Genomic DNA, 22651 nt, shown 5'->3' on the forward strand with positions numbered 1-22651 from the left:
CGCGGCTCCTCCGCTGAGGAGACAGGCCTCAGACCTGTCGGTCCGTCCGGAAATACACCCGGGTCACCGTGCCCTCGGCCGTGCGATGGGTCCGGACCAGATCGGACACGTGGTGCACCAGCAGCAGGCCCCGGCCGCCGAGCTGTCGCGGTGACGCCGGAGTCCTGCCCGCGAGTAGGTCCGCGAGCCTGCCCTTGTCCTCCACCTGACAGATGACGGCGTCGGCCTCGGTCCACACGCGCAGCACGCCGGCGCCGCCGCCGTGCTGGACGCTGTTGCCGGTCAGCTCCCCGACAGCGAGGGTGAGGTCGTCGAGCCGGGTCCCGCGCAGGCCGGCGTCGGCCGCGATGTCGACCGCGAACCGGCGCGCCGCACCCAGCGTGGTCAGTGCGAACTCCATCGCCGGTGCCGACGGTGGCGCCACCAGCGGCTGGTTGTAGGTGGAAACGATGTCGTCGGGCGCGTAAACCAGGCTCTCCCGCTCACCGGACGCGTCGACGAGCACCGGGTGGGTCGCCTCGGCGTCGGCCAGGATCGAGGGCTTGAGGCTGGCCGTGTCGTACGGGCACAGGATCGTGCCGGCCCGGCCGGCGAATGCGGCGTTGATCAGCGCCTCGTGCTCCACGGCGGCCGCGTACTCGTCGTCCGAGCGCGCGGCCCACACGGGCTCCCCGATGATCCGGAACGGGCCGGGGTGTGCGTCGGCGAACGCGCGCAACACTCCGCTCAGAATGCGGCCGGGGTTCCGCCCGGCCTCGGTCATGTCCAGCAGTTTCACGTCGCCGGCGGAATCACCCAGCGCCGCCTCGATGCGGGCCAGATTCTCCCCCGGTACCGCGACGGCGACGGCGTCCCCCACCGCGAGTCCGTCGAGCAGGAACGGCACCGTTCCGGCGAGGTAGCTCGCCTCGTCCCGATAGAACAGTGCCGGATGCGAGAACTCCCCGCTGTCGAGCTCCCCGATCGTCGTCACAGCCTGGCGTCCTCTTCGGTCGACGCACCGTACCCGGTCAGGCTAGCCACTTCGGGCCAATGCGAAACCTCATTCAAGAATCCGGCCGACGTAGCCGAGGAGCCAGAACCCGACCGCGATCCCGACGCCGAGCACGGCCATCCAGCCGAGCAGGTGCCGGTCGTCCGCCGCGGTCCGCGCACGCCATGCGGCCGGGGCGGCCACGCCGAATGCCGCGAGCGGAAGCAGCGGCAGCGGCGACAGGCGGGTGACGGTGGCCACCAGGCACACCGTGACGAGCACCCCCAGGACCACCACGATCCCCAGGTGGACCCGCGGATGCTTCAACCGCAGAGCCGTGACGAGCCGCGACGGGACGTCGCCGAGCTGCGGGGTCTCCGGTTGTGGTGAGGAATCCATGCGGGGCGGTGTGTGGCTCAGGCGGACTTCTCACCGCGCTCGCTGTTGCGGCGGCGCGAGGGCTGACGGGACACGATCGTCGGGTTGACGTTCTCCCGGACGGTCTGTTCGGTGATGACGACCTTGGCGACGTCGTCGCGGCTCGGGATGTCGTACATCACCGGCTGCAGCACTTCCTCCATGATGGCGCGCAGACCCCGGGCACCGGTGCCGCGCAGCAGCGCCTGGTCGGCGATGGCCTCCAGCGCGGCGTCGGTGAACTCGAGCTCCACGTTGTCCATCTCGAAGAGCTTCTTGTACTGCTTGGTCAGCGCGTTGCGCGGCTCGGTGAGGATGCGCACGAGCGCGGGCTTGTCCAGGTTGGTCACGCTCGCCACCACCGGGAGGCGGCCGATGAACTCCGGGATCAGCCCGAACTTGATGAGGTCCTCGGGCATCGTGTCGGAGAAGACGTCGCTCTCCTCGATCTCGCGCTTGGTGCGGATCTCCGCGCCGAAGCCGAGGCCACGCTTGCCGACGCGCTCGTTGATGATCTTCTCCAGGCCCGCGAACGCACCTGCCACGATGAACAAGACGTTCGTGGTGTCGATCTGGATGAACTCCTGGTGCGGGTGCTTGCGCCCACCCTGCGGCGGCACCGAGGCGGTGGTGCCCTCGAGGATCTTCAGCAGCGCCTGCTGCACGCCCTCGCCCGAGACGTCCCGCGTGATCGACGGGTTCTCCGACTTACGCGCGATCTTGTCGACCTCGTCGATGTAGACGATCCCGGTCTCGGCGCGCTTGACGTCGTAGTCGGCGGCCTGGATGAGCTTGAGCAGGATGTTCTCGACATCCTCGCCCACGTACCCAGCCTCGGTCAGCGCGGTGGCGTCGGCGATCGCGAACGGCACGTTCAGCAGCTTCGCCAGGGTCTGCGCGAGGTAGGTCTTGCCGCAGCCCGTGGGGCCGAGCATGAGGATGTTGGACTTCGCGAGCTCCACCGGCTCGTCCTTGGAGTCCTTCGGGCCCGTCTTGTCCTGCGACTGGATGCGCTTGTAGTGGTTGTACACCGCGACGGCCAGGGTCCGCTTCGCGTCGTCCTGGCCGATGATGTACTGCTCGAGGAAGTCGTGGATCTCGGCGGGCTTGGGGAGTTCGTCGAGCTTGACGTCGCCGGCCTCGGCCAGCTCCTCCTCGATGATCTCGTTGCAGAGGTCGATGCACTCATCGCAGATGTACACGCCTGGTCCGGCGATGAGCTTCTTCACCTGTTTTTGGCTCTTCCCGCAGAAAGAACACTTCAGCAGGTCTCCGCCGTCGCCGATCCGTGCCATGACCGCTGACCTCGTCCCCTCCGGTGCGCCAAACCTTGCACCTGACTCGTCTCGCCCGCCCCTCGCCCGGAGGCGAAGGCCAGGCGCTGCCATTGACGGTACCCGCCCGACGCGCCCAACGGGAGACCGACAGCGATTCTCCGGACGCGTGCGGGACACGATAGCCCGACGGGCGGGAACGTGTCCGGTGACGACACGCTCCCGCCCGTCGGCGATCTCAGCTCGTGATGGAGGCCTTGCGGTACGGCAGGATCTCGTCGATGATGCCGTACTCCTTGGCGTCCTCCGGCGTGAGGATCTTGTCGCGCTCGATGTCGGCGCGCACCTCGTCCGCCGACTTGTTGGTGTGCTTGGCCAGCGTCTGCTCCATGAGCCGGCGCACGCGCTGGATCTCGTTGGCCTGGATCTCCAGGTCCGACACCTGGCCGTAGGTGCCCTCGGTGGCCGGCTGGTGGATCAGCACCCGGGCGTTGGGCAGCGCGAGCCGCTTGCCCTTGGTGCCCGCCGCCAGCAGCACGGCCGCGGCCGACGCGGCCTGGCCCAGGCACACCGTCGAGACGTCCGGGCGCACGAACTGCATGGTGTCGTAGATCGCCATCAGCGCCGTGAAGGAGCCGCCGGGCGAGTTGATGTAGATCGTGATGTCGCGGTCGGGGTCCTCGTGCTCGAGGTGCAGCAACTGGGCCATCACGTCGTTGGCCGACGCGTCGTCCACCTGCACGCCGAGGAAGATCACCCGCTCCTCGTACAGCTTGTTGTACGGGTTGGACTCCTTGACCCCGTAGCTGGTCCGTTCCACGTACGAGGGCAGCACGTACCGGGACTGCGGAAGATATGCGTTGTTCATGGTTGTCTCCTCTTACCGATCCCGGTCAGTTCGAGTTCGAGTTCGGCGTCGGGTTCTCGCGGGTCAGCACCTGGTCCACGAAGCCGTAGTCCTTGGCCTCCTGTGCGGTGAACCAGCGGTCGCGATCGCCGTCGGCCAGGATCTGCTCGACGGTCTGCCCGGTCTGTTCCGCGGTGATGCGCGCCAGCTCCTGCTTCCACTTGCCGAAGACCTCGGCCTGGATCGCGATGTCGGACGCGGTGCCGCCAACGCCCGCGGACGGCTGGTGCATCAGGATGCGCGCGTGCTGGAGCGCGTAACGCTTGCCGGGCGTGCCGGAGGACAGCAGGAACTGGCCCATCGAGGCGGCCATGCCCATCGCGTAGGTGGCGACGTCGGGCTCGATGAGCTGCATCGTGTCGTAGATCGCGAAACCTGCCGTGACCGAGCCACCCGGCGAGTTGATGTAGAAGCGGATGTCGGCCTGCGAGTCCTCCGCCGCGAGCAGCAACAGCTGCGCGGTGATGCGGTTGGCGACCTCGTCGTTGACCTCGGAGCCGAGCACCACGATGCGTTCCTGGAGCAGCCGCTCGTACACGGAGTCGGTCAGGTTGAGCCCCGCGGTGCCGGTACGCCCCTCGGGCATGTGCTGCGTCACGTCTGCCTGCCTTTTCGAGAAGTCTCAGATCTTGTAACCGACCCTAACGAACTCGGGCGGCGCAGAATGCCTGACACCGCCCGAGTTCGCTCAGAGCATGAGAATGGATCACTTGTTCGGCGACGCGGCGGCGGAGCCGGCTTCGTCCGCCTCGGTCACCGCGTCCGCCTGACCGGCCTCGCCGGCGCCCTCGGTACCCTCGCCGGCCTCGGCCTGAGCCTGGTCCTCCTCGGGACCGAACAGGTCCGTGAGGTCCAGCTCCTGCCCGGAGGCGTCGGTCACCGTGGCGTTGCGCACCACCGAGGCCAGCGCCTTGCCGCGGCGCACGTCGGCGAAGATCGCGCCGAGCTGGCCCGACTGCTGGGCCCGCTGGACGTACTCGTCCGGGCTGACGCCGAAGCGCTGGGCCTGGTAGATGATGCGCTCGGTGAGCTCCGCGTCGTTGACCTGGACGTCCTGCTCGTCGGCGAGCGCGTCGAGCAGCAGCTGCTGCCGCACCGACTTCTCGGCCTCCTCGCGGACCTCCCGCTCCCACGCCTCCGGGTCGCCACCCTGCGCCTCGAGGGCCTTCTTGTAGGCCTCCTCGTCGTGGTCGTAGGGGTGGATCGCGTCGTGCTTGCGGTTGTCGATCTCCGCCTCGAGGACCTTCTCGGGCAGCGGCACGTCGACCCGCTCGAGCAGCGCGTCGAGCACCTTGTCGCGGGCCTCGACCCCCTGCTGCATGCGCTTCATGCGGGTGAGCCGCTCACGCAGGTCGGACTTCAGCTCCTCCAGCGTGTCGAACTCGCTGGCGAGCTGGGCGAACTCGTCGTCGGCCTCCGGCAGCTCCCGCTGCTTGATGGTGTTGACCTTGACGGTCACCTCGGCGTCCTTGCCCGCGTACTCGCCGGCGACGAGCTTCGTGGTGAACGTCTTGCTCTCACCCGCGCTGGCGCCGATGATCGCCTCGTCGATGCCCTCGACCAGCTGGCCGGAGCCGATCTCGTAGGACAGGCCGGTCGTGGAGGCCTCGGGAACCTCCTGGCCATCGACGGTGGCCGAGAGGTCGATCGAGACGAAGTCGCCGTTCTCGGCGGGCCGGTCGACGCCGGTGAGCGTGCCGAAGCGCGCGCGCAGCTCGTCCAGCTGCTCGTCGACCTCGGCGTCGGTGAGCTCGATGTCGGCCACGCTCACGGACAGATCGCTGAGGTCAGGGAGGGTGATCTCCGGACGCACGTCGACCTCGGCACTGAACTCGAGCACCTCACGGTCCTCGAGCTTGGTGACCTCGAAGTCGGGCTGGCCGAGAGTGCGGACCTCACCGGTCCGGACGGCCTCCAGGTACTTGGCGGGGATGGCCTCGTTGACGACCTCGTCGAGCACCGGGGCACGGCCGATCCGGCTCTCGAGAACGGGGGCCGGGGCCTTCCCGGGACGGAAGCCGGGGATCCGGACCTGCTGAGCGATCTTGCGATAGGCGCGGTCGAAGTTCGGTTTGAGCTCGTCGAACGGCACCTCGACATTGATCTTCACGCGCGTCGGGCTCAGCTGCTCGACGGTGCTCTTCAACGTTTTCTCCTAGCCGGGACAGTGTCGGTATCTGGAATCGGTCCGCCGACCGCAGGTCAAGAGGGGACCGAAATCCGAGTCTAGGCCAGCGGACCCGCGAGGGCCGTGCCGGGCCTCGCGGGATGCGCGCGGCCGGTCCGCCGTCAGCGCCGGGGCTGCTCCGTGGGCTCCGCCACCCCGCCCGGCGCGCCGTCTCCGCCCGCCCCGGGCCGCGGCTCGTCCTCCTCGTAGACGTCCGGGATGCCGTCGCGGTCCTCGTCGCGGGTCTCCTCCTCGTGGATGCGCCGGTACACACGGTTGCGCAGGCGGAGGATCACCGTCGCGAGGACGGCGGACACGAGGGATCCGGCGAGCACGGCGAGTTTGACGTGTTCGCCGTGCTCGCTCTCCGCGCCGAAGGCGAGGTCGCCGACCAGCAGCGACACGGTGAACCCGATGCCGCCGAGCACGGCGACGCCGAACACGTCGATCCACGCGAGCTCGCCATCCAGTTCGGCGCGGGTGAACCGGGCCAGCAGGAAGGTGGAGCCGAAGATGCCGATGGCCTTGCCGAGCACCAAGCCGGCGACGACCCCGAGCACCACCGGGTCGGTGAGCGTCTCGCCGAGCCCGTCGAGCCCGCCCAGGGTGACCCCGGCCGCGAAGAACGCGAAGATCGGCACGACCACGCCCGCCGAGACCGGACGCAACCGGTGTTCGAACCGTTCCGCCAGGCTCGCCGTCTCCCCCGGCCGCTTCATGGCGGGCACCGCGAAGCCGAGCGCCACCCCGGCGACGGTGGCGTGCACGCCGGACGCGTGCAGCAGCGCCCACGCCGTGATCCCCAGCGGGATCAGCAGCCAACACGCGGTGATGCGGCGCTGCACCAGCAAGGTGAACACGGCCACGGGCAGCAGGAACAGCAGCAGCGGGACGACATTGAGCTCCTCGGTGTAGAAGAGCGCGATGATGAGGATCGCCACGAGGTCGTCGACGACGGCCAGCGTGAGCAGGAACGTCCGCAGCGCCGACGGCAGGTGCCTGCCGATCACGGCCAGCACGGCCACCGCGAACGCGATGTCGGTGGCCGTCGGGACCGCCCAGCCGCGCAGCGCCTCCGCGTCGCCCCAGTTGACGATCGCGTAGATGATCGCAGGCATGGCCACGCCGCCGAGCGCGGCGACGACGGGTACCAGCGCCCGTCTGGGATCCCGCAGGTCGCCCGCGACGAACTCGCGTTTCAGCTCCACCCCGACGACGAAGAAAAAGATGGCGAGCAGGCCGTCGGCGGCCCAGTCCGCCGCCGAGAGCTTCAGATGCAGAGCCTCGGGCCCGAACGTGAACTCGCTCAGCGCGGTGTAGAAGCCCGACCACGGGGAGTTGGCGAGCACCAGCGCCACCACGGCGCCGGCGAGTAACAACATCCCGCCGACGGTCTCCTGGCGCAGGATGTCGGCGACCTGTTTCCACTCGGCCCAGGACGAACGACGGAAGAGCGGGGATCGTGCCGGAGTCGAGCTGTTCACTCCCGAATCCTACAAACGGTGCCCTCGGCCGGAAGGCCGTTCCCGGACGTGCGCACGTCACCGCAGCTTGCGCAGCCACTTCCGCCAGATGATCGCCGTCGGCACGCACACCGCGAGCACGATGCCGAAGATGCCCAGCACGGGCGAGGAGATCTCGGCGCCGATCGCGATGACGGCGAGCCCGGCGACGAACAGGACCACGAGGCCGACCAGGGTCAGGATGGGGCCGCCGAAGCCGGGCCGCAGGGTGGCGAGCCGCTGGGCGAGCCGTGGGTCGTCCTCGGCCAACCGACGCTCGATCTCAGCGAGCTGTCTCTGCTCTTCGTCGTGCAGTGCCATGCGGCATCACCAAGACCATTATGGATCCACGACGCCGTTACGCACAGTCCCAGACCGCGCCTATTTTGCCCGGTTCGTGGACCCTGTGCTCCGACGGACTTCACGCTGGGTACTCCGGACGGATAGATTCACAAGGTCATCACCCAGCCAGACCACAACGTCGTCGGTGACAGCCGGGAGCGTGCATGTCGGTGCCTGCCGAAGCCGGGCCGGGGCGCGGGCAGCTCTGGTCCCGGCGGCTACGTGATCCCGCCACGATTCTGGAGACCGCCCGCCACATCGCGGACGACCTCGCCGACGGCCTGTCCGGGCCCCGCGTCCGCTCCGCCGCCCGCAACATCCGCAGGCTGCTGGCCGCCGACGGTGTCGCGCTCGCCGACCTCTCCCCCAACATCGTGGTGGCGGGGTCCCTGCCCCGGGACGTCGACACGACCGCGATGATCAACGAGGTGCTGCACACGGAGAGCCGGTGCCGGCGCGCCGAGGTGGTCGCCGAACCGCTGATCGTCCACGACGAGCTGGCGGGCGTGCTCGCCGTGTCGGGCACGACCCGGCTGGCGGCGTTGCGCGAGGTCGCGCACCTGATCGTGGCCGCGCTGGAGCACGGGCTCCTCGAGGAGTCCGCCGAGCAGGCGGCCCAGGCCGAGCTGCGCGCCCTGCGGGCAGAGATCTCACCGCACTTCGTCTACAACGCGCTCACGGTCGTGGCCGGCCTGGTGCGTCCCGACCCGGCCCGCTCGCGCGAGCTGCTGCTCGACTTCGCCGACTACATCCGCTACAGCCTCGCCAGCCACGGCGAGTACACCACGGTGGCCGACGAGTTCCACGCCATCGAGACCTACCTCGCGCTGCAGCGGGCGGTGCTGGGCGACCGGCTCAAGGTGCAGATCCGCGTGGCGCCGGAGGTGCTTGCCGTCGCCGTCCCGTACCTCGTGCTGCAGCCGATCGTGGAGAACGCCGTACGCCACGGCATCGAACGCAAGCCCGGCGGTGGCACCGTGCAGGTGCTCGGCGAGGCGGAAGGAACCGACTGCGTGATCAGCGTCGAGGACGACGGCGTGGGCATGGACCCGGCGAAGGCCGAGGCGCTGCTCGCCGGGGACGGTGAGGCGAGGAGCATGGGGCTGGCCAATGTGGACCGGAGGTTGCGCAACGTGTACGGGCCGTGGTTCGGCGTGGTGGTGGAGACGGCGGAGGGCGAGGGCACCCGCGTGCTCGTTCGGGTTCCGCGATTCCAGCCCGGGGTGATGCCGTGAACACGACCTCCGCAACCGGTCTGCGCGTCCTGGCCGTCGACGACGTCCCCGCCGCGCTGGACGATCTGTGCACGCTGCTGCGGGAGGCGCCCGAGGTCGCGTCGGTGACGGCCGCGGCGGATCCGCTGTCGGCCCTGAAGCTCATCCGTGGTGGCGAGTTCGACGCGGTGTTTCTGGACATCGCGATGCCCGGGCTCGACGGCCTCGAGCTCGGTGCGCTGCTGCGCAAGCTCGCGAGCCCGCCCGTGATCGTGTTCGTCACCGCCTACGACGAGCACGCCGTCGCCGCGTTCGGCATCGGAGCCGTCGACTACCTGCTCAAGCCCGTCCGCGCCGAGCGGCTCGCGGAGGCGCTGACCAGGGTGACGCGGATGGCGGCGACCGAGGAGCCCGCGCACTCCCGGGCCACCCCGGACGCCATGGCCGCGCTGCCGGTGGAGTCCGGCGGGCGGACGCGGTACGTCCGCCGCAGGGACGTGCTGTTCGTCCAGGCCCAGGGCGACTACGTGCGGCTGCACGCGCGGTCGGGCGTGCACCTGGTGCGCATGCCGATCTCGCGGCTCGAGGAGTACTGGGAGGGTGCCGGTTTCGTGCGTACCCACCGGGGGTTCCTCGTCGCGCTCGGCGCGGTCCGCGAGCTGCGCAGCGACTCGGTCGGTGGCCTGCTCGCCCACACCGATCTCGGTGACGTCCCGGTGAGCCGGCGGCACGCCCGGCAGCTGCGGGAACGGCTGCTGCACGCCGCGCGGCAGGGCGAGCTCGAACAGCGCACATGAGCAACCACCGCCGGGTCGCGGTCACCAGCCCCCAAACCCGGCTCGCCCACGCTCGCCGCCGCTACCGCGGGCCGTGGCGGCCGACGACCCTCGACCCCGCCGAGGCGCCCCGCGCGGTCGGGCTGTACCGCGTGCAGCGGCGCCGCGCGATGGTGGCGCTGGCGTTGCTGTTCGCGCTCGTCGTCGGGCTTCCGCTCGTGCTGGCGGTGTGGCCCGCGTTGGACGACGTGCGCGTTGCCGGCGTCCCGGTGTCCTGGCTGGCTCCGGTCGTGGTGCCGTTCCCGGCGATGGTGACGCTCGCCTTCTGGCACCTGCGCCGCGCGGAGAAGGCGGAGGACACATGATCGTCGCGTTCGCGGTCGCCCCGGTCGTGCTGGTCACGCTGCTGATCGGGCTGCGCGGGGTCGCGGCGATGCGCACGACGTCGGATTTCCTGGTGGCGTCGCGGCGGGTGTCGCCGCTGCTGAACTCGGCGGCCGTGTCCGGCGAGTACCTGTCGGCGGCGTCGTTCCTGGGCGTGGCGGGGCTCGTGGTCAAGGACGGCATCGGCGCACTGTGGTACCCGGTCGGCTTCACCGCCGGCTACATCGCGATGCTCGCGCTGGTGGCGGCGCCGATGCGTCGGTCGGGAGCGCTGACCGTGCCCGACTTCGCCGAGGCGCGGCTGGGCTCGCCCGCGCTGCGCAGGCTGGCCGCGGTGGTGGTGCTCGTCATCGGCGCGCTGTACCTGGTGCCGCAGTTCCGCACGGCGGGACTGGTGCTCAGCGTGGTCAGCCAGACGCCCTACTGGGTGGGGGTGGCGATCTCCGGTGCCGCCGTGAGTGCCACCCTCGCGCTCGGCGGCATGCGTGCGGCCACCTACGTGCAGGCGTTCCAGTTCGTGTTCAAGCTCGTGCTGTTCATCGTTCCGGCGATCTGGTTGCTGATCCAGGCCGGGCCCACGGTGCGGGACGACGCGGTCCGGCCGGCCGAGTTCACGCACTTCGCCGAGAACACGACGGTGTCCTTCCGGGTGGGCGCGACGCTGGACGTACCGCCCGGCGCGGCCGTGGTGGAGCCCGGCGGCACCCGAGCGCTGGATCCCGGTGAGTGGCAGGTGCCCGCCGGGACCACGGTGACCTTCGAGGCCGGCACGCGGGTCCCCGAGGTGCGCGGCGAGGCGGTCCCCGGGGCGGCGGGCTGGGAGCGGCCGCTGCTGGATCTGCACGACGAGGGACATCCGTTGCTCGGGACGTGGGCGGTCCTGGTGGCCACGATGCTCGGCACGATGGGCCTGCCGCACGTCATCATGCGGTTCCACACGAGCCCGGACGGGCGCGCCGCCCGCCGGACGGCCGCGCTGACCGTGGCGTTGCTGAGCGTGTTCTACCTCTTCCCCGGCATTTACGGCGTCCTCGGCCGGGTGCTCGTCCCTCACCTCTACCTGAGCGGCGCCACCGACAGCGCCGTCGTGGCGTTGCCCGCCCAGGTCGACGACGGCTCGGTGGGCACGCTGTTCACCGGGCTGCTCACGGCCGGCGCCTTCGCCGCCTTCCTCGCCACCTCGCTCGGGCTGCTGCTGGTGGTGGCAGGCGCGATCTCGCACGACCTCGTGCCCGGCGGGCTGCGCCAGCTGCGGGTCGCGGTGGTCGGCGCGGCGGTCACCGTGGTCCTGCTCGCGCTCCCCGCAGCCGGGTTCGACGCGGGAACCCTCGTGACCTGGGGCTTCACGGTGGCGGCGTCGACCTTCTGCCCGCTGCTCGTGCTGGGCATCTGGTGGCGCAGGCTCACCGCGTCGGGCGCGATCGCCGGGGTGGCCACCGGGCTGGTGGCCACCACGGGCGCGTTCGTACTCAACGTCTTCGACCCGGGACTGTCCGGTGTGCCCGCGCTGCTGGTCGCCCAGCCCGCACCGTGGTCGGTGCCGCTGGCCTTCGCGACCATGGTCGGTGTGTCGCTGCTCGGGCGGCCCGCACCGTGGGCGACGGCCGCGATGTTGCGGCTCCACCTGGACGAGCACCGCCCGCCGCCGTTCCCCGACCGCACCGTGGCCGCACGTGACCTGGGCCACTCGTCGTGGTCGGCGCGCCGTTCGTCTGCCGTTCGTCGCATCACGCGCCGATTGGTCCGCTGACGATTTCCGACCCACGGGGACAGCTCCTACTGTGTCGCGCAGCACATCCCCTGTGCCTGTGACGAGGAGGTCACCGTGAGTACCACCGAGCCTCAGCAGCCTGGGGCGACCACGTGGGCCGAGGTCCACTCCAGTGAGGAATTCCAGCGCCTGCGCAGGCGGCTGCGGATCTTCGTCTTCCCGATGACCGTGCTGTTCCTCGCCTGGTACCTGCTGTACGTGGTGCTGGCGGACTACGCGCACGGCTTCATGTCCACCAAGGTCGTGGGCAACATCAACATCGGCCTCATCTTCGGCCTGTTGCAGTTCGTGTCGACGTTCGTGATCACGGGCCTGTACGTGCGGTACGCCAACCGCAAGCTCGACCCCATCGCGGACAAGATCCGGGAGGAGATGGAGGGAGGCCACCGATGAGCACGCTGGCCCAGGGCGTCGAGGGCGGCAGCCCGGCGCTCAACATCAGCATCTTCGGACTGTTCGTCCTCGTGACGCTGGTGATCGTCTTCCGGGCGTCGCGCAACACCAAGACCGCGTCGGACTACTACGCGGCAGGCCGGTCGTTCTCCGGCCCGCAGAACGGCACCGCCATTTCCGGCGACTACCTGTCGGCGGCGTCGTTCCTCGGCATCGCCGGCGCCATCGCCGTCTACGGCTACGACGGCTTCCTGTACTCGATCGGGTTCCTCGTGGCCTGGCTGGTGGCCCTGCTGCTGGTGGCGGAGCTGCTGCGCAACACCGGCAAGTTCACGATGGGCGACGTGCTCGCCTTCCGGATGCGGCAACGTCCGGTGCGCGCCGCGGCGGCGACGTCGACACTGGCCGTGTCGTTCTTCTACCTGCTCGCGCAGATGGCCGGCGCGGGCGGGCTGGTGTCCCTGCTGCTCGGGATCGAGGCCGACGCCGGGCAGGCTCTCGTGATCGCCATCGTTGGTGTCGTGATGATCACCTACGTGCTCGTCGGCGGCATGAAGGGCACCACCTGGGTGCAGATCATCAAGGCGGCACTGCTCATCGCGGGTGCGTTCGCGATGACGGTGTGGGTGCTGGGCAAGTACGGACTGAACCTGTCCTCGCTGCTCGGTTCGGCCGCCGAGCGGTCCGGTGACGGCGAGGCCGTCCTCAACCCCGGCCTGCAGTACGGCGAGAGCGGCACCACCAAGCTCGACTTCCTGTCGCTGGGTATCGCACTGGTGCTCGGCACCGCGGGCCTGCCGCACGTGCTGATGCGGTTCTACACGGTGCCGACGGCGAAGGAGGCCCGCAAGTCCGTGGTGTGGGCCATCGTCCTGATCGGACTGTTCTACCTGTTCACCCTGGTGCTGGGCTACGGCGCGGCGGCGATCGTCGGCTCCGACACCATCAGCAACGCGCCGGGCGGCGAGAACTCGGCGGCGCCACTGCTCGCGGAGGCGCTCGGCGGGCCGGTGCTGCTCGGCTTCATCGCGGCCGTCGCGTTCGCGACGATTCTCGCGGTGGTGGCGGGCCTGACGATCACGGCCTCGGCGTCGTTCGCCCATGACGTCTACGCCAACGTCATCAAGAAGGGCCAGGTGGACAGCAAGGACACCGAGGTGCGGGTCGCGCGGATCACCGCGTGCGTGATCGGTGCGATCGCCATCGCGGGCGGCATCCTGGCCAAGGACCAGAACGTGGCCTTCCTGGTGGCGCTGGCGTTCGCCGTGGCGGCCTCGGCGAACCTGCCGACCATCCTGTACTCGCTGTTCTGGAAGCGGTTCAACACCTCCGGCGCGCTGTGGTCCATCTACGGCGGCCTGACGGTGACCATCGTGCTCATCGTCTTCTCCCCCGCCGTGTCGGGCACGGAGGACTCGATGATCACCGGTGCCGACTTCAGCTGGTTCCCGCTGGAGAACCCGGGTCTGGTGTCGATCCCGGCGTCGTTCCTGCTGGGCTGGATAGGCACGATGCTGTCGAAGGAGCACCTGGAGGACAAGCACAAGGAGATGGAGGTGCGTGCCCTCACCGGCGCAGGCGCCGAGAAGGCGACCGCGCACTGAGGCCGACACGTCTCCTCGAGGGCCACCCGGCCACGCGCCGGGTGGCCCTCGGTGTGTCGTGAGGGCGGCGCAACGGGAGGTTTCGGACATGGCGTCCGAGGTAACTCGTTCGCGTGACCTGAGGAGGCCCGAATGCCCACCGAAGCCATCATCGCCATCATCGCGGTGGTCGTCATCGTGCTCGCGGTCGCCGTCGCCCTGGTGGTCCGCAGGCAGGCACGCCGCCGGCACCTGCGCGAGCGCTTCGGACCGGAGTACGACCGGGAGGTCCAGTCCCGGTCGAGCACCCGGGACGCCGAGCGGGAGCTGGAGCGGCGCGAGGCCGAACACGGCGACCTGACACTGCGGCCGCTCTCGGCCGACGCGCGGGAGCGCTACACGCAGAGCTGGAACCTGATCCAGCAGCAGTTCGTCGACCGGCCCGCCGACGCCGTCGTGGACGCCGACCGGCTGCTCACCGGTCTGATGGCCGACCGCGGTTACCCGACCGACAGCCGGGAGCGGCAGGCCTCGGCGCTGTCGGTGACCCACGCCGAGACCATGGGCCACTATCGCGCCGCTCACGACATCGTGGAGCGGCACCGGCTCGGCCAGGCCTCGACCGAGGACCTGCGCGAGGCCATGGTCGGGTTCCGCACGGTGTTCGACCAGCTGGTGCGGCCCGACAGCGAACAGGGGCCCGGCCCCGAGACCGTCCCGAGGCGGCAGCCGGGGGTCTGATCTTCGGCCATACTCGACCGCATGGCCGGTTACGACGTCGACGAGGTCCGCAAACACTTCCCGGCGCTGCGTGAGGGCGCGGCGCATTTCGACGGCCCGGGTGGCTCACAAGTGCCCGAGGCCGTCGGTGAGGCGGTGGCACGGACGCTGTGCTCGGCCATCGCCAACCGCGGCACGGTGACCGCGGCGGAACGCCGGGCCGACCGTGTGGTGCTCGACGCCCGGCGGGCCGCGGCCGATCTGGTCGGCGGCCTGCCGGGCGGGATCGTGTTCGGGCGCAGCATAACCCAGCTGACCTACGACTTCTCGCGCACGCTGGCCAAGGACTGGCAGCCCGGCGACGAGGTGATCGTGACCAGCCTCGACCACGACGCCAACATCCGCCCGTGGGTGCAGGCGGCCCGGGCCCGGGACGTCACGGTGCGCGTCGCCGGCTTCCACCCGGAGACCGGTGAGCTCGACGTGGCGGCCGTGACGGATTTGCTGTCCGAGCGGACCCGGGTGGTCGCGGTGACGGCGGCGTCGAACCTCCTCGGCACGCGGCCCGCGGTCGCCGAGATCACCGCCCGCGCCCACGAGGCGGGCGCGCTGACCTACGTCGACGGCGTCCACCTCACCCCGCACACGCTCGTCGACGTCACCGCCCTGGGCGCCGACTTCTACGCGTGCTCGCCGTACAAGTTCTTCGGCCCGCATCTCGGGTTCGTGGCGGCGCGCCCGGAGCTGCTGGAGACGCTGCGCCCGGACAAGCTGCTGCCCTCCACCGACGCGGTGCCGGAGCGGTTCGAGCTCGGCACGCTGCCCTACGAACTGCTCGCCGGCACGACGGCGGCGGTCGACTTCCTCGCGAACCTGGTGCCCGGCGACGGCTCCCGGCGCGAGCGGCTGGCGACATCGCTGCGGGCGGTCGAGCTGCACGAGGACGCGCTCGCCACCCGGCTCGAGGACGGCCTGGCCGCGATCGCGGGGGTACGGCTGTACGGCGCGCGCACACGGCACCGGACGCCGACCGTGCTGTTCACCGTGGATGGCGTGTCCCCCGCGACGGTGTACACGAAGCTGGCCGAGCGCGGCGTCAATGCCCCGGCGGGGACGTTCTACGCGCTGGAGTGCTCGCGCACGCTGGGGCTCGGCGACACCGGCGCGGTCCGGGCCGGCATCGCACCGTACACCACCGGGTCCGAAGTGGACACGCTCGTCACGGAGGTGGCACGGGTGGCGGGCGCGTGAGCGTACAGGGCCGGGCGGAGGGCCATCGTCGCGAACCGGACTCGTACGGGACACCCGCACAAGACTCGCCCACGCCGCGTCGGCGCTCCGTATCGGCGTGACTGGGCGCAGACGGCGGCGGTCCTCCTCGGTGGGGGCCGCTGCCGCTTGTCGTCGGCCACGTACACTGCTCGGCCGAGCAGGGTGACACGGTGCGGCGACGCTCGCGTGCATGATCTCCCCAGGACACACCAGCACCGCCGAAGGGACCGCCGCCAGTGGGCAGAACGAGCAGTCCCCGGCCGTGGCAACCCCGGCCACCGGCCCCGACCCGACCGGGCAGACCACCCCGCCCGGCACCGGCCGGCCCCCGGCCACTCCGCCGACCGGTGAGCCGCCAAAGCTGCACGGCGCCGGGGACAGGATGTTCACGCAGGCCGACCTCGGTCGACTGATCAACGCACGCATCCACCGCGAGACGTCAGGCTGAGGGGAACAAAACGCTCGCCCAGGATGACGCCGACAGCATCAACCCGACGGCTCTTGAAGAGGCGCAGACCACGGCCACGGAGGACATCCCGCGAGGCCGCTGGTCAGGACCACCAAGTCGGGGTGACAGGATTTGAACCTGCGACCCTTCGCTCCCAAAGCGAATGCGCTACCAAGCTGCGCCACACCCCGATCCACCACGCCAGGGTGGTGTGCAGCCACCTTAGCGTGTGCCGCTAGACTACCGATGCGGCTGGTCACCGGTCGCATGCGGGCGTAGCTCAATGGTAGAGCCCCAGTCTTCCAAACTGGTGGTGCGGGTTCGATTCCCGTCGCCCGCTCCGAGCACGAAACCCCAGGTCAACAAGCGGCGGCCCCGACCGGGACCGCCGCTTTTACTGTTGGTGCCCCAGCTGGCCGAGACAGGTCCCGCAGCGTGGCCGCTTGCTCCAGTGGTGTGTGCGGTCCAGCGGCACACAGCGGCGGCCGCACGCGGACCGCAGGCCGGCTGCGGTCAGGCGCTCCCGAGCCGGTGGGACCCAGTGGGTCGCGTGGCCGCCCGAGTCGGGCAGCCAGCCCCACCACGAGGACAGGTAACGATCTGTGCCCAGCGGGCTGACGTGCATGCGCCATCGTCACCGCGGCTTTCCGCGCGCGACGACACGGCACGCCCGCGCGAAACGTGAGCCTTACGCGTGTGCGCCCGTGTTTACGTGGACACCTTCCGCGTCGTCGCGAAGGCTCGCTCCGTCTCCCAGAACGCCCGCATCGACAGGATCAGCCCGTCCTCCCCGACGCGGTAGACGAAGACGCCGTCGGTGTCGACGCGATAGCCACCCGGCAGGAAACTCGTGATCGTGCCGACATTGGCGACCTCGTCGCCGGCGGCATGGGAGTCCCGGATGACGAACTCGAACCGCTCGACACCCGCGATCGCCTTGTCCCAGAACGCCGAGATGCCGTCCCTTCCGCGGTGCCCCTTGCCCTCCTCGTCGAACAGGGAGGGCCCGACGGGGTCCTCGACGACGGCGGCCGGGTCGAACAGCGCCAGCCACCGCTGCTTGTCCCCGGCCACCACGGCGGTCATCGACTTCCACGCGGCCACCCGCGCCGGCGGCTGGCCGGTCTCGGTGTCCCAGCACACGGTCACGCTCACGATCGCCTCCCCGGTCTAGAACTGCTCGATGATCTCGGCGGCGAACTTCTTGATCGAGTCCTTCTTCCGCTCCAGCGGCGCATCGAAACCGAGTCCGTCGAACGTCCACGGCACCGTGATGACGTCGGTGACGCCGGCCTCGGCCTGCTGCCGGTAGCCGTCGAGGCCGAACCGGTCGATGCAGACGGCCTGGATCTCGAACGGCACGTCGGCGCGGCCGTACTCCGCCCGGAGCCGGTGCAGCCGCTGGATGGTGTCGCGCAGGTCGTCGAACTTCATCATCGCCGAGGCCCAGCCATCCCCCACGCGGGCCGCGCGGCGCAGGGCGGCCTCGGTGTGCCCGCCCACGTAGAACGGCACCGGCTCGGTGGGCGCCGGGCTCATCCGCAGCTTGCCGAAGTCGAAGAACTCGCCGTGGTACTCCACCATGCCGCCGCCGAGGATCAGCCGGAGGACGTCGATGGCCTCGTCGACGCGCTTGCCGCGGCGCTCGTAGGGCGCTCCGCACCAGGCGAACTCCTCAGGTGCCCAGCCGACGCCGAGGCCGAGGCCGAACCGGTTGTTCGTCAGGTTGGCGACCGACCCGACCTGTCTGGCCAGCAGCACGGGGTTGCGGGAGCCGAGCTTGAGCACCGACGTGTAAAAGCGGATCCGGCTGGTGACCGCACCCATGGCCGCCGACGCGACGAGCGGGTCCACCCAGGGTGTCTCCTCGTCCCAGAAGCGGCTGCCGTCGGGGGTGTACGGATAGTCCGCGGAAACCTGCTCCGAGTAGAACAGCGAGTCCGGCAGCGCGATCGCCGAGAAACCGCACTCCTCGGCCGTCACGGCCAGCTCCGCCAGTTGGTCAAGGGGACTCAGGGCCACCGACAGTGTGAACCTCATGCGGCAGAACTATAACGTGTTCTAGTTTTGGCCGCCACCCGGTGATCGAGACCACGAGCGGAACTGTGATCTGGATCACTAAAGCACCTGTTTCGTATTCCACATTTCTCCGGACTGCACCCAGCTCGCGCGGCGGTTCGGTTTAAACATCGAATTCCAAATTGTTGACCACATCACCGGTTTCGGTGACACGGGGGTCGCCAACCAGCGGCTTTCCGTGTTTACCGTTTCGTTGCCGGACGCGAGGAAATCGCGCCGGTAGTCGGGGGAGCACATTCCGTGAACGAATACCTGTTGGAGGAAAAGCGTGCTCACGACACCGTGGAAACGAACTGCCGTGGTCGGCTTCGTCAGTGGTAGCGCCCTGCTGGGACTCGCCGGGACCTCCTCGGCTCTCATCCCCACCGAGCAGTCCCTCGACCAGGCCCCCGGCACGGTCGCCCGGGGCAGCCAGGTCACGTTCAGCGGCACGCTCACGGGCATGAACGACCGGCCTCTTCCGGGCGAGCCCGTGGACCTGGAGTGGCGGTCCGGCGAGGGCCCGTGGCAGGTCGCGGGATCGGCGACCACCGACGAGCAGGGCGCCGTCTCGATCCCCACCACCGTCGAGAAGACCTCCCAGTGGCGGTTCCACTACCGCGGCGACCAGATCCACGATCCGTCGCTCTCGCGGGCACAAGACGTCCAGGCGCAGCAACCGATCAACCAGCGCATCGTCGACACGGCCGCCGCACAGGCGGGCAAGCCGTACTCCTACGGCGCCTCGGGCCCGTCCAGCTTCGACTGCTCCGGGCTGACCCAGTACGTGCACAAGCAGGTCGGCATCGACCTCCCGCGGACGTCCGGCGACCAGTACGCGGCGGTGCGGAAGATCGCCCAGGGCGACAAGGTGCCGGGCGACCTCGTGTTCTTCCACGACGGCGGCAGCGTGTACCACGTCGGCATCTACGCGGGCGGCAACCAGATCTGGGCGGCACCGGAGTCCGGCGACGTGGTCCGCAAGCAGGACATCTACACGAGCTCGTACTACGTCGGCCGCGCCTGGTAACCATCTCGGGAACTCGCCGGGTAGTGTCCGCGTTGTCCGGTTCAAGGAACGACACAACCGGGGAGTGACCCATGGGTACCGCGATCGTGCTGGTCGTGCTCCTTCTGATCATCGTCGGCGGCGGCTTCTACCTTGTGCGATCCCAGCAGCAGGCGAAACGCAACCAGCTCGAGGACGCCAAGGCGGAAGCCCGCCGCTGGCTGGAGCGGCTGGGCGGCCAGGTGCTGAACCTCACCGGCACCGACACCGCGTCCCAGCAGGCGCTGGCCGACGCGTCCGAGCGGTACAACGCCGCGGGCTCTCAGATGGAGCAGGCCCAGACCGTCGAGCAGGCGAAGCTCGTCAAGGAGACGGCACTGGAAGGGCTCTACTACGTGCGCGCCGCGCGGGAGGCGATGGGCCTGGACCCGGGCCCCGAGCTGCCCGCGGACCGCGAGCGGGAACAGGCCGGCAAGGTGACCGAACACCGCGCCGTGGACGTCGAGGGACACCACTACGAGGCGTCGCCGGAGCCGGGCGCCAACACGCCGCACTACTACCCCGGTGGCCGCGTGGCCGGACGGCCGGTGCCGCGTGGCTGGTACAGCGAGCCGTGGTGGAAGCCCGCCCTGGTCGCGGGCGCGTGGGGTCTCGGCTCGATGATGCTGTTCAGCGCCATGTTCTCCGGGATGGCCGGGATCGCCAGCGCCTCCGCCTGGGAGCAGGGGTATGACGCCGGGCAGGAGGACGCCATGGGTGAAGGCGGCGAAGGCGGAGATGCCGGTGACGGCGGCGACGCCGGTGGCGACTTCGGCGACGGCGGCGGCGATGTCGGTGGCGGTGACTTCGGCGGGGGCGACTTCGGCGGCGGCTTCGGCGACTTCGGTGGTGACTTCGGAGGCTTCTGACGCCGACGACTCACGCGGGCTGGCAGGTCGGGCACCAGTACAGGTTCCGGCCTGCCAGTTCCGTATGCGCGACCGGCGTCCCGCACACCAGGCACGGCTGGCCGGCGCGACGGTAGACGTACACCTCACCGCCGTGGCGATCCTGGCGAGGCGCACGGCCGGTGACCCCGGGCAGGTGCTCGTCGGCGACGGTGTCGATTCGCCCTGTGCGCACACCCGCCCGCATGAGCGTCACCAGGTCGGCCCAGATGTCCTTCCACAGCGCCTCGTCGAGTGAGCGTCCGGGCAGCATCGGCGCCACGCCGTGCCGGAAGAGCACCTCGGCGCGGTACACGTTGCCGACGCCCGCGAGCACCGACTGGTCCATCAGCAACGCCGCGAGGGAGGTCCGCGAGCGCGAGATGCGTTCCCACGCCTGGTCGGGGCGGGCGTCGCGGCGCAGCGGGTCGGGACCGAGCCGGGCCTTGATCGCCTCGGCCTCCGGCTCGGTCAGCAGCTCGCACCGGGTGGGACCGCGCAGGTCGGTCCAGTGGGTCCGGCCGACCAGCCGCATCCGGACCTGACCGACCGGCGGCGTCTCGGGCAGGACGGCCTCGGTGAACGTGCCGTAGAGGCCCAGGTGGACATGCACGGTGCCCACGGGCCCATAGTGGTGGAAGAGATGTTTGCCGTAGGCCTCGGCACGCACCATTGGCACCCCGTCCAGGCGCGCCGCCTCGGCCGCGAACCGGCCTTGCGGGCTGGACACCCGCACCGGCGCACCCGCGTAGCGCCGCTGGTGCAGCCGGGCGAGCCGGTGCAGGGTGTGCCCCTCGGGCATCAGGCCTCCGGAAGCTCCGGGGCCTTCCCGGTGCGCTCGAAGTCCATGACCTGCTCCACGCGGCGCACGTGGCGGGCGTCCGGGTCGACGGGCGTGGCCAGGAACGCCTCGACGATCTCGGTGGCCTCCTCGAGGCTGTGCATCCGCGCGCCGACGCCGATCAGCTGGGCGTGGTTGTGCTGCCGGGTGAGCTTCGCCGTCTCGACGCTCCACGCCAGGCCGGCCCGCGCACCCGGGACCTTGTTCGCGGCGATCTGCTCGCCGTTGCCGGAGCCTCCGATCACGATGCCGAGGCTGCCCTCGTCGGCGACGACCCGGCGGGCCGTCTCGATGCAGAAGGGCGGGTAGTCGTCGGCCGCGTCGTAGACGTGCGGGCCGACGTCGGTGACGTCGTGGCCCTGCTTCTCGAGGTGGGCGACGAGGTGATTCTTCAGCTCGAAGCCCGCATGATCGGATCCCAAATACACACGCACAGGCAGGCAGTGTGCCATCCCGGCGGCGGCGCACCACGCCCACCCGGCATGCTGATGCGCCGTGAGCGTGTTCGCACAGACCGGGTACGGCATCCGGCTGGAGTGGCCGGGATCGACCGGACCGCTGCGACCGTGCGTCGAGGACCACCTCGGGGCAGGCGCCGTCGTCGCGGCGCTGTTCGATGGCCGGGCGGGCACACCGGCACCGGAGGCGGTGCTCGCGGCGCGCGCCGTCGAGGCCGCGGGCACGGACGTGCCGGCACTGGTCACCGACTCGGTGTCGGGACGCGAACTCCGGGCCCACGGCGAGGCGTGCGTCCTGCAGCGGGCGGGCGCCGTGAACGTGTCCGCCCTTGCCCCACGGCTGGTCGAGGGGACGTACCGGAATGTCTGACGGCCGCTGGATCCAGCTCGCCGACGGGATACACGTGCGGCGTTACGAGGAACTCGACCTCTCGGTCGGGCTCGTGGTCGGCACGCGCCGGTGCCTGGTGGTCGACACGCGCGGATCGGCCGCCCAGGGGGCCGAGCTCGCCGCCGCCGTCCGCGAGCTCACCGGTCTGCCGTGGACGGTCGCGCTGACCCACGCGCACTTCGACCACAGCTTCGGCACCGCGGCATTCCGGCCCGCTCCGGTGTGGGCCCACCCGGGGTGCCGGGACGCGCTCGCGACCGACGGCGAGGCCCAGCGTGCCGAGTGGGCGGCGCGTTACCGCGCGGACGGCCACGCGCGGCTCGCGGCCGACCTCGCCGCGTCGCCGATCGTCCTCCCCGACCGCCTGGTCGCCGGGTCCACGCGCCTGGACCTCGGCGGCCGCAGCGTGCTGCTCACCCACCTCGGACCTGCCCACACCGGCCACGACCTCGCCGTCCACGTACCCGACGCGGGTGTGGTGTTCGCCGGCGATCTCGTGGAACACGAGCCGGGCGGCTCGTTCACCGCCGAATCGTTCGGCCCGGACACCCACCTCGAGGCCTGGCCTGCCGCCCTCGACCGGCTCCTCGCGCTGGCACCGGACGTCGTGGTGCCCGGACACGGCGAGCCCGTGGGCCGGGGGTTCGTCGTGTGGGCCCGCATGACGCTGGCGACGCTCGCGGGCCTGCGCGCGGCCGTGCGGTCCGGGCGGCTCGACGCCGACGCGGCGGTGCGCGACGCCCCGCTTGCGCCGGACGTCACACGTGCCGCACTCACCTGAACGACTGCCGCCCGTAACACGCCGGCTCTATCCTCAGGGCACAC

At 70.5% G+C, this 22651-nt stretch carries 25 protein-coding genes and 2 tRNA genes; 14 read left to right on the top strand and 13 right to left on the bottom strand.

Annotated features, from left to right (window positions below):
* Positions 1 to 28: 28 nt before the first annotated feature.
* The 8 genes from ACFSZT_RS23115 to ACFSZT_RS23150 all read right to left on the bottom strand — a co-directional run bounded on the left by ACFSZT_RS23115 (position 29) and on the right by ACFSZT_RS23150 (position 7561).
* Positions 29 to 973 (bottom strand): anti-sigma factor RsbA family regulatory protein, encoded by a 945-nt coding sequence (locus ACFSZT_RS23115; protein ID WP_377384128.1) that lies wholly within the window; start codon positions 971 to 973, stop codon positions 29 to 31.
* A 69-nt stretch (positions 974 to 1042) separates the two neighbouring features.
* Positions 1043 to 1372 carry a hypothetical protein gene (locus ACFSZT_RS23120; protein ID WP_377384126.1) on the bottom strand — a complete coding sequence of 110 codons (330 nt, stop codon included), beginning with the start codon at positions 1370 to 1372 and terminating at the stop codon, positions 1043 to 1045.
* A gap of 17 nt (positions 1373 to 1389) precedes the next feature.
* A complete protein-coding gene (clpX, locus tag ACFSZT_RS23125; protein ID WP_377384123.1) occupies positions 1390 to 2685 on the bottom strand; it encodes an ATP-dependent Clp protease ATP-binding subunit ClpX in 1296 nt (431 codons plus the stop codon).
* Positions 2686 to 2902: 217 nt separating this feature from the next.
* Positions 2903 to 3532: an ATP-dependent Clp protease proteolytic subunit gene (locus ACFSZT_RS23130; protein WP_377384121.1), complete on the bottom strand. Its 630-nt coding sequence runs from the start codon at positions 3530 to 3532 to the stop codon at positions 2903 to 2905.
* Positions 3533 to 3557: 25 nt separating this feature from the next.
* Positions 3558 to 4169, bottom strand: a complete 612-nt coding sequence (locus ACFSZT_RS23135; protein WP_377384119.1) for a ClpP family protease — start codon at positions 4167 to 4169, stop codon at positions 3558 to 3560.
* Between the two features lie 108 nt (positions 4170 to 4277).
* The gene (gene tig, locus ACFSZT_RS23140) at positions 4278 to 5717 is read right to left on the bottom strand and encodes a trigger factor (protein WP_377384116.1); all 1440 of its coding nucleotides are present in this window, start codon (positions 5715 to 5717) and stop codon (positions 4278 to 4280) included.
* A 143-nt stretch (positions 5718 to 5860) separates the two neighbouring features.
* On the bottom strand, positions 5861 to 7222 hold the full coding sequence (gene nhaA / locus ACFSZT_RS23145; protein ID WP_377384113.1) for a Na+/H+ antiporter NhaA: 1362 nt from the start codon (positions 7220 to 7222) through the stop codon (positions 5861 to 5863).
* 57 nt (positions 7223 to 7279) lie between these two features.
* A complete protein-coding gene (locus ACFSZT_RS23150) occupies positions 7280 to 7561 on the bottom strand; it encodes a DUF3040 domain-containing protein (protein WP_377384111.1) in 282 nt (93 codons plus the stop codon).
* Positions 7562 to 7746: 185 nt separating this feature from the next.
* Between ACFSZT_RS23150 and ACFSZT_RS23155 the strand changes: the two genes are divergently transcribed.
* The 9 genes from ACFSZT_RS23155 to ACFSZT_RS23195 all read left to right on the top strand — a co-directional run bounded on the left by ACFSZT_RS23155 (position 7747) and on the right by ACFSZT_RS23195 (position 16143).
* Positions 7747 to 8817 carry a sensor histidine kinase gene (locus ACFSZT_RS23155; protein ID WP_377384109.1) on the top strand — a complete coding sequence of 357 codons (1071 nt, stop codon included), beginning with the start codon at positions 7747 to 7749 and terminating at the stop codon, positions 8815 to 8817.
* The gene (locus tag ACFSZT_RS23160) at positions 8814 to 9593 is read left to right on the top strand and encodes a LytR/AlgR family response regulator transcription factor (RefSeq protein ID WP_377384106.1); all 780 of its coding nucleotides are present in this window, start codon (positions 8814 to 8816) and stop codon (positions 9591 to 9593) included. The genes ACFSZT_RS23155 and ACFSZT_RS23160 overlap by 4 nt, the downstream gene beginning before the upstream one ends.
* A complete protein-coding gene (locus tag ACFSZT_RS23165) occupies positions 9590 to 9937 on the top strand; it encodes a hypothetical protein (RefSeq protein ID WP_377384103.1) in 348 nt (115 codons plus the stop codon). Before ACFSZT_RS23160 ends, ACFSZT_RS23165 begins: the two co-directional genes overlap by 4 nt.
* A complete protein-coding gene (locus ACFSZT_RS23170; protein ID WP_377384101.1) occupies positions 9934 to 11706 on the top strand; it encodes a sodium/solute symporter in 1773 nt (590 codons plus the stop codon). The genes ACFSZT_RS23165 and ACFSZT_RS23170 overlap by 4 nt, the downstream gene beginning before the upstream one ends.
* A 75-nt stretch (positions 11707 to 11781) precedes the next feature.
* Positions 11782 to 12120: a DUF485 domain-containing protein gene (locus ACFSZT_RS23175; RefSeq protein ID WP_377384098.1), complete on the top strand. Its 339-nt coding sequence runs from the start codon at positions 11782 to 11784 to the stop codon at positions 12118 to 12120.
* On the top strand, positions 12117 to 13724 hold the full coding sequence (locus tag ACFSZT_RS23180; RefSeq protein WP_377384095.1) for a solute symporter family protein: 1608 nt from the start codon (positions 12117 to 12119) through the stop codon (positions 13722 to 13724). Before ACFSZT_RS23175 ends, ACFSZT_RS23180 begins: the two co-directional genes overlap by 4 nt.
* Before the next feature lie 132 nt (positions 13725 to 13856).
* Entirely contained in the window at positions 13857 to 14444 is a 588-nt protein-coding gene (locus ACFSZT_RS23185) for a hypothetical protein (protein WP_377384092.1), read from the top strand.
* Between the two features lie 21 nt (positions 14445 to 14465).
* Positions 14466 to 15674, top strand: a complete 1209-nt coding sequence (locus ACFSZT_RS23190) for a cysteine desulfurase-like protein (RefSeq protein ID WP_377384090.1) — start codon at positions 14466 to 14468, stop codon at positions 15672 to 15674.
* 211 nt (positions 15675 to 15885) lie between these two features.
* Entirely contained in the window at positions 15886 to 16143 is a 258-nt protein-coding gene (locus ACFSZT_RS23195; protein WP_377384088.1) for a hypothetical protein, read from the top strand.
* A 117-nt stretch (positions 16144 to 16260) separates the two neighbouring features.
* Here the strand turns inward: ACFSZT_RS23195 and ACFSZT_RS23200 are convergent.
* A tRNA-Pro gene (locus ACFSZT_RS23200) sits at positions 16261 to 16334 on the bottom strand.
* A gap of 78 nt (positions 16335 to 16412) precedes the next feature.
* Between ACFSZT_RS23200 and ACFSZT_RS23205 the strand changes: the two genes are divergently transcribed.
* Positions 16413 to 16483, top strand: a tRNA-Gly gene (locus ACFSZT_RS23205).
* Positions 16484 to 16851: 368 nt separating this feature from the next.
* Here ACFSZT_RS23205 and ACFSZT_RS23210 read toward each other — a convergent pair.
* Both ACFSZT_RS23210 and ACFSZT_RS23215 read right to left on the bottom strand, forming a co-directional pair.
* On the bottom strand, positions 16852 to 17298 hold the full coding sequence (locus tag ACFSZT_RS23210; protein ID WP_377384086.1) for a nuclear transport factor 2 family protein: 447 nt from the start codon (positions 17296 to 17298) through the stop codon (positions 16852 to 16854).
* Between the two features lie 15 nt (positions 17299 to 17313).
* The gene (locus ACFSZT_RS23215) at positions 17314 to 18183 is read right to left on the bottom strand and encodes a TIGR03619 family F420-dependent LLM class oxidoreductase (protein ID WP_377384085.1); all 870 of its coding nucleotides are present in this window, start codon (positions 18181 to 18183) and stop codon (positions 17314 to 17316) included.
* Between the two features lie 307 nt (positions 18184 to 18490).
* On the opposite strand from ACFSZT_RS23215, the gene ACFSZT_RS23220 reads away from it, so the two are divergent.
* Positions 18491 to 19231: a C40 family peptidase gene (locus tag ACFSZT_RS23220; protein WP_377384083.1), complete on the top strand. Its 741-nt coding sequence runs from the start codon at positions 18491 to 18493 to the stop codon at positions 19229 to 19231.
* Positions 19232 to 19302: 71 nt separating this feature from the next.
* Positions 19303 to 20118, top strand: a complete 816-nt coding sequence (locus ACFSZT_RS23225; protein WP_377384080.1) for a hypothetical protein — start codon at positions 19303 to 19305, stop codon at positions 20116 to 20118.
* 10 nt (positions 20119 to 20128) lie between these two features.
* On the opposite strand, the gene ACFSZT_RS23230 is transcribed toward ACFSZT_RS23225, so the two are convergent.
* Positions 20129 to 20938 (bottom strand): Fpg/Nei family DNA glycosylase, encoded by an 810-nt coding sequence (locus tag ACFSZT_RS23230; protein WP_377384078.1) that lies wholly within the window; start codon positions 20936 to 20938, stop codon positions 20129 to 20131.
* The gene (locus ACFSZT_RS23235; RefSeq protein WP_377384075.1) at positions 20938 to 21411 is read right to left on the bottom strand and encodes a ribose-5-phosphate isomerase; all 474 of its coding nucleotides are present in this window, start codon (positions 21409 to 21411) and stop codon (positions 20938 to 20940) included. Before ACFSZT_RS23235 ends, ACFSZT_RS23230 begins: the two co-directional genes overlap by 1 nt.
* Positions 21412 to 21472: 61 nt before the next feature.
* On the opposite strand from ACFSZT_RS23235, the gene ACFSZT_RS23240 reads away from it, so the two are divergent.
* A complete protein-coding gene (locus tag ACFSZT_RS23240; RefSeq protein WP_377384073.1) occupies positions 21473 to 21805 on the top strand; it encodes a hypothetical protein in 333 nt (110 codons plus the stop codon).
* Entirely contained in the window at positions 21798 to 22607 is an 810-nt protein-coding gene (locus ACFSZT_RS23245) for an MBL fold metallo-hydrolase (RefSeq protein ID WP_377384071.1), read from the top strand. Before ACFSZT_RS23240 ends, ACFSZT_RS23245 begins: the two co-directional genes overlap by 8 nt.
* Positions 22608 to 22651: the final 44 nt, after the last annotated feature.

This window comes from Prauserella oleivorans, assembly GCF_042685745.1.
Taxonomy (GTDB): Bacteria; Actinomycetota; Actinomycetes; order Mycobacteriales; family Pseudonocardiaceae; genus Prauserella_A; species Prauserella_A oleivorans.